The organism is Winogradskyella sp., assembly GCF_025210595.1.
GTDB lineage: Bacteria > Bacteroidota > Bacteroidia > Flavobacteriales > Flavobacteriaceae > Winogradskyella.
In genome coordinates this window covers 1-5,553 of sequence record NZ_JAOARH010000142.1, presented here as the reverse complement: position 1 = coordinate 5,553, position 5,553 = coordinate 1, and the positions used below count along the sequence as shown (strand labels likewise).

The following is a 5,553-nucleotide window of genomic DNA, read 5'->3' as shown; positions in this document are numbered from 1 at the left end:
TTGTATGATGCTAATTCGCCTATTCGAATTAAAATCATTCACAATGCAGAAACTAAAGCTGTAATTAATTCTGATTTTTTTCAACAAAAAATAGAAATTGCTTATCAGAAACGAGAAGAACTTTTAACAACTAACACAAATAGTTATAGACTATTGTTTGGTGAAAACGATGGTTTTCCAGGCTTAATTGCAGATGTCTATGATACTGTTTTAGTGGTTAAATTATATTCTGAAATATGGTTACCTTTTATAAAAGATATTTTGGAAAGTCTTCAGAAGATTTCTAATGCAAAAACCATAGTGATAAGGTTAAGTCGAAATCTTAAAAATAGTCCTAACCATAACTTAAAAGATGGTGATGTCGTTTATGGTATTCTAAAAAATGAAGTTGTAAAGTTTGTAGAGCATGGAGTTAAGTTTTCGGCTAATGTTATAAAAGGACATAAACCTGGCTACTTTTTAGATCATAGAGATAATAGAAGACGAGTAGGTGAGCTGAGTAAGGGTAAAACAGTGTTAGATGTATTTTCTTATGCTGGTGGTTTTTCGGTACATGCCTTAGCAAATGGTGCAACAGAAGTAACCAGCTTAGATATTAGTAAACAAGCTTTAGAAATTGCAGTAGAAAATGGTAAATTAAACGACTATTCCGGAATTCATAAAACCATTTCGGGAGATGCTTTTCAGGAAATGAAAGCCCTCATTAAACGAAAAAAGAAATTCGATGTAGTTGTTATAGATCCACCAAGTTTTGCCAAGCAGCAATCTGAAATTGAATTAGCCAAAAAGAAGTATAAACAATTAGCAGAGTTGGGAGTGCAACTTGTAGCAAAGCAAGGGCTTTTAGTTTTGGCGTCGTGCTCATCTAGAGTGACAGCACAATCTTTTTCCGATTTAAATCATCAGGTTTTAAATCAGCAATCTAGAGGTTTTGAGACCATACTTAAAACCAAACACGATATAGACCATCCGGTTACTTTCCCAGAAGGGGCATATTTAAAATGTAGTTATTATCGATTTTTAGATTAATTGAGAATATATCATTCACAATCCATCGACTTAAAACCCTGAAATACATACAAATTTCAGATAAAACAATTGTTATGCATGCATAATATATTTTATTATATTTGTTACTATTAAAACGAAGTTGAACTAATAAGATTCCCACTTTAGTGGGAAGTGGACATGCAAACAAAACTAACCGAATTACTTAATATTAAATATCCTATTATACAAGCTCCAATGTTTTTGGTGTCTAATGTGGCTATGGTTACAGAAGCCATGAAAGCTGGTATTGCAGGTTGTATACCTGCATTAAATTATAGAACATTAGATGAGTTAAGAGCAGCTATAAAAGAATTAAAAGCTAATAAAGTTGAAGGCGGTTCGTTTGGTTTCAATCTTATAGTTAATAAATCTAACATAAAGTACAAAGGTCAGCTCGAGGTGTTATGCCAAGAAGGTTGCGATTTTATTATCACGTCGTTAGGAAGTCCAGAAGAAACAATTCGTCAGGCACATGCTGTAGGCATTAAAGTGTTTTGTGATGTTACGGATTTAAAGTTTGCAAAGAAGGTGGAAGACTTAGGAGCAGATGCAGCCATTGCAGTAAATAATGAAGCTGGTGGTCACAGAGGTAATATGTCACCAGAAGAACTCACAAGTTTATTAAACAAAGAACTATCTATTCCTGTAATTTCTGCTGGAGGAGTAGGCTGCAAAGCAGATATTGATAAAATGTTGAGCTATGGTGCTTCAGGAGTTTCAGTTGGAAGTCCTTTTATCGCTTCAGTTGAAGCAGGTGTTACCAATGAGTATAAACAAGCCTGTGTAGATTATGGAGCTAAAGATATTGTAATGACAGAACGTATTTCAGGCACACCATGTACAGTAATTAATACTCCTTATGTTCAGAAAATAGGAACCAAATCTACTTGGATTGAAAACTTACTCAACAAAAACCGAAAGCTTAAAAAATGGGTAAAGATGATCCGTTTTTCAATTGGTATGAAGGCTACAGAGAAAGCCGCTAAAAAAGCAACTTATAAAACAGTTTGGGTTGCAGGACCAAGTATAGAACATACTAAAGCAATATTACCAGTAAAAGATATTGTAGATAAACTAATTAATTAAAGGAATCTAATTTTTCTTCTTGCTTTTTCTTCTTACGTTTACCAGTAAAGATCTTAAAAGTATAACTCGCTGTAAGTCCGCCTAACATGGTTGAAATAAACTCGCTGTTATCAAACTTGCCAGAAATAATATTACCATCATAAAACTCTTTAGAAAAGCCAGCTAAAGACGACAATCCAAAGCTATACCAAAACGCTTTAGATTTATTTTGAGTTTTAGAGTACACATAAGTATAGGTAGCGCCAGATATGGCAGCACCAACAACAAAATGCAAACCATCGTCTTCTAAGGTAACTTGCGCAGTACTTAGGTTTAAGCAAAAAAGTGTTACGAGTATAAGTATAGTTCTCATAATTAAAATGGTTGGTTGGCAGAAATGTAATGGTTTTAATTTGTAATACTTAAATATTCTCGTTTGGGCTTCAGATTATACGATAAAGGGTTGCTATTCTTTAACCCGTTATGCATTTTGAGTAGAAAATATGATTTTACGTCAGTTGGAGTAATTTTGAGGCATCAAAAATTGTATCGAGAACCATTTTAATAGTAGAAATTCTATTTCTCGATACAAATTTTTCTCATTTCAATCGAGAAAAACCCACTCGAAATGACGAATTCTATCAAAATACACAACAGGTTATTCTTTATTAAGAAAACAATAATTAGTTTATAAATGAATTCCGTTTTTTAAGCTAATTTAGCTTTATAGAATTATTCTTATGACTAAACGTTTTATTAATACAGGCGTAATGCTACTTATGGTTTTATCTCTAGTAATGGCTTGTTCAAAAGCAAATACTATTACATCTGGTGATATTGTCTTTAGAGGCGCTACACAAAGTGATCTCTCTGAAGCTATTAATGAGGTGACACAAACCACAAAAGCGACTAACTATACGCATATTGGAATTTGTAGTGTAGAAGAAGGTAAGGTTTATGTATACCATTCAGATTTTGGTAAAGGTGTGGTTAAAGAACCTTTAGAATTGTTTCTAAAACCTAAAGATTCATCAATCTATAGTGTAGATTTATATAGAATTAAAGAAATCTCTAAAGTGCATGTAGAACAAGCGATATCTAAAGCCAAAGCTCTTATAGGTGAGTCTTATAACACAACCTATATTTTAGAAGATGAAGGTTATTACTGTTCTGAGTATATTTATGAATTGTTTAAAGAAGATTCTATTTTTAAGTTAGAACCTATGACCTTTAAGGATCCAGAAACGAATGCCTTTCATGAAGGTTGGGTAACACATTATAAAGATTTGAATATTGATATACCTGAAGGTAAATTGGGTTGTAATCCTAATGGTATGGCTAGTAATGATAAGTTGTTGTTTATAAAAACATTGCAATAGAAAAGGTTAGAGTTAGTTTATTGAAACAAGATTTTAATAGCTTAACTCTGAGAATCTTCAATACTTTTTTCAAAAAGGATACCACCTTTAAACATACCTTTAAGGATTGGGTGAATGTCTCTACCAAGATCTGTTAAGCTATAAACTACTTTTGGAGGTACTTCAGGAAAAACAGTTCTTTTAATTAATCCATCAGCTTCTAATTCTTTAAGTTGTTTGGTTAGCATTCGCTCGCTAATATCGGTTAATAACTTAACTAATTCATTGTATCTTTTATCTCCCTGAAAAAGGTGTAGAATAATAGTGCCTTTTCTTTTTCCTTTAATAGAATTTATGAACGTGTCAATTGGGCAATAACTTTTTTTCATTTTTTTTCTTTCCTCAAAGCCTTTAAAATACTAAAAACAGAAATAAATGTTCGTAGGGTAACAAAATGTAAGTTGTTGATTAGTATTGTATTTATGCAGACATTTGTACAAAAGTAATTAAAATAAATAAGCAAATCATGACGCAGAATAATTCAACATTTAAGGCATTTAGAGTAGAAGAGAAGGATGGTGTTTTTTCAAGTTCTATTAAAGAGATGAGTTTTAAAACTTTAAGTAATAATGAGATTTTAGTAAAAGTACACTATAGCTCATTAAATTATAAAGATGCGTTATCAGCTTCAGGTAATAAAGGTGTAACTAGAAATTATCCTCATACACCTGGTATTGATGCCGTAGGAACAATAGAAAAAACAGATAGTGCTGCATTTTCTGTTGGAGATAAAGTAATTGTTACTAGTTACGATTTAGGAATGAATACAGATGGCGGATTTGCAGAATATATTCAAGTTCCTGCGGCTTGGGCAGTGAAATTGCCTGAAAAGCTTACAATGAAGGAAGCTATGATATATGGAACAGCAGGATTAACTGCTGGTATGTCTATATTAAGATTGACAGAGTTAGTAAAACCAGAAGACGGTAAAATAGTAGTTTCTGGTGCAACTGGCGGTGTTGGTGCATTAAGTGTTTCAATATTAAGTAAGCTAGGATATTCGGTTGTAGCTATAACAGGAAAAGAAACAGAACGAGAGTATTTATTAAACCTTGGCGCAAAAGAAATATTATTACGAAACGATATTGAGAATTTTGATAACAGACCATTATTAAAACCTCTGTTTGCTGGTGCAATTGATACTGTTGGTGGCGTAATTCTAGAGAATATAATTAAATCTACTAATGCTATGGGTACTGTAACATGTTGCGGAAATGTGGCATCGCCAAAAATGAATCTTACAGTTTTTCCTTTTATTCTTAGAGGTGTTACCCTTGTTGGAATTGATTCTCAGAATTATCCAATGAATTATAGAGTAAAAGTTTGGAATAAACTTGCTGATGAATGGAAACCAAATCAATTAGACAATACTTGTAATACTATTAATTTTGAAGACTTGCCTAAAAAAATAGAATTAATACTTAATGGCAAGTTAAAAGGAAGAACAGTTTTAACTATAGTTGAGTAATTAATAGCATCAGAATTATTGATTGAATTTTTATAGAAATCTAACTTAAAACATAAATGAGTTTTGGTCTTAAATAATTGGCACTGAATTTGTTTGTAACAAAACACAAGGTTTTGCTACCAATAAGTAAAACGAGGTTTAACTAAAAAAGGAAAATTATGATTCAGTATAAAGGAGCGTTAGTGCTAGGAGCTTTAATTGGTGCAGCTGCAGGTGTATTGTTAGCACCAGATAAAGGTAGTGTAACAAGAGATCATCTTAAAAAAGAAGGTAAAGAGATAAAAGATCAAATTATAGATGATTTTACAGAAGTAAAAGATGATTTATCTAAAGCCGCAAAGTCTGGTAAAGACAAGTTTAAAAAAGATATGAAAGACTTTGCTTCTAAAGCCAGTTATAAAACAGAGGAAGCCATTACCTTTTTAGAAAAACAATTGGCTGTTTTAAAAGAAAAGAATAAAACATTACAGCAAACAAGTTAGATATATAATTTTAAGTCATCCTAAATAGATTGACAGTCATCAATAGATTATATTAAACCGTTGAAGTTAA

General features: G+C 31.9%; 7 protein-coding genes. 5 read left to right on the top strand and 2 right to left on the bottom strand.

The window, feature by feature from the left end:
- Both N4A42_RS13755 and N4A42_RS13750 read left to right on the top strand, forming a co-directional pair.
- Positions 1 to 1,029 (top strand): class I SAM-dependent rRNA methyltransferase (locus N4A42_RS13755; RefSeq protein ID WP_294075152.1); only part of this gene is annotated, 1,029 nt, incomplete at its 5' end.
- 159 nt (positions 1,030 to 1,188) lie between these two features.
- Positions 1,189 to 2,136, top strand: coding sequence for a nitronate monooxygenase (locus N4A42_RS13750; protein ID WP_294075150.1), 948 nt, complete (start codon positions 1,189 to 1,191; stop codon positions 2,134 to 2,136).
- Here the strand turns inward: N4A42_RS13750 and N4A42_RS13745 are convergent.
- Positions 2,129 to 2,488, bottom strand: a complete 360-nt coding sequence (locus tag N4A42_RS13745; protein WP_294075147.1) for a hypothetical protein — start codon at positions 2,486 to 2,488, stop codon at positions 2,129 to 2,131. The genes N4A42_RS13750 and N4A42_RS13745 overlap by 8 nt on opposite strands.
- A gap of 367 nt (positions 2,489 to 2,855) precedes the next feature.
- Here N4A42_RS13745 and N4A42_RS13740 point away from each other — a divergent pair, with 367 nt between their 5' ends.
- Positions 2,856 to 3,494 carry a YiiX/YebB-like N1pC/P60 family cysteine hydrolase gene (locus tag N4A42_RS13740; protein WP_294075145.1) on the top strand — a complete coding sequence of 213 codons (639 nt, stop codon included), beginning with the start codon at positions 2,856 to 2,858 and terminating at the stop codon, positions 3,492 to 3,494.
- A gap of 41 nt (positions 3,495 to 3,535) precedes the next feature.
- Here the strand turns inward: N4A42_RS13740 and N4A42_RS13735 are convergent, their stop codons facing one another.
- Entirely contained in the window at positions 3,536 to 3,862 is a 327-nt protein-coding gene (locus tag N4A42_RS13735) for a helix-turn-helix domain-containing protein (RefSeq protein ID WP_294075143.1), read from the bottom strand.
- A gap of 137 nt (positions 3,863 to 3,999) precedes the next feature.
- On the opposite strand from N4A42_RS13735, the gene N4A42_RS13730 reads away from it, so the two are divergent.
- Together N4A42_RS13730 and N4A42_RS13725 are read left to right on the top strand one after the other, a co-directional pair.
- Positions 4,000 to 5,001, top strand: a complete 1,002-nt coding sequence (locus N4A42_RS13730; protein WP_294075140.1) for a YhdH/YhfP family quinone oxidoreductase — start codon at positions 4,000 to 4,002, stop codon at positions 4,999 to 5,001.
- Between the two features lie 158 nt (positions 5,002 to 5,159).
- Positions 5,160 to 5,483, top strand: coding sequence for a YtxH domain-containing protein (locus N4A42_RS13725; RefSeq protein WP_294075137.1), 324 nt, complete (start codon positions 5,160 to 5,162; stop codon positions 5,481 to 5,483).
- Positions 5,484 to 5,553: the final 70 nt, after the last annotated feature.

Excerpts from the sequence above, each read along its gene's own strand:
- N4A42_RS13750 (WP_294075150.1), top strand. The coding sequence starts at position 1,189 with ATGCAAACAAAACTAACCGAATTACTTAATATTAAATATCCTATTATA.
- N4A42_RS13745 (WP_294075147.1), bottom strand. The coding sequence starts at position 2,488 with ATGAGAACTATACTTATACTCGTAACACTTTTTTGCTTAAACCTAAGT.
- N4A42_RS13740 (WP_294075145.1), top strand. The coding sequence starts at position 2,856 with ATGACTAAACGTTTTATTAATACAGGCGTAATGCTACTTATGGTTTTA.
- N4A42_RS13735 (WP_294075143.1), bottom strand. The coding sequence starts at position 3,862 with ATGAAAAAAAGTTATTGCCCAATTGACACGTTCATAAATTCTATTAAA.
- N4A42_RS13730 (WP_294075140.1), top strand. The coding sequence starts at position 4,000 with ATGACGCAGAATAATTCAACATTTAAGGCATTTAGAGTAGAAGAGAAG.
- N4A42_RS13725 (WP_294075137.1), top strand. The coding sequence starts at position 5,160 with ATGATTCAGTATAAAGGAGCGTTAGTGCTAGGAGCTTTAATTGGTGCA.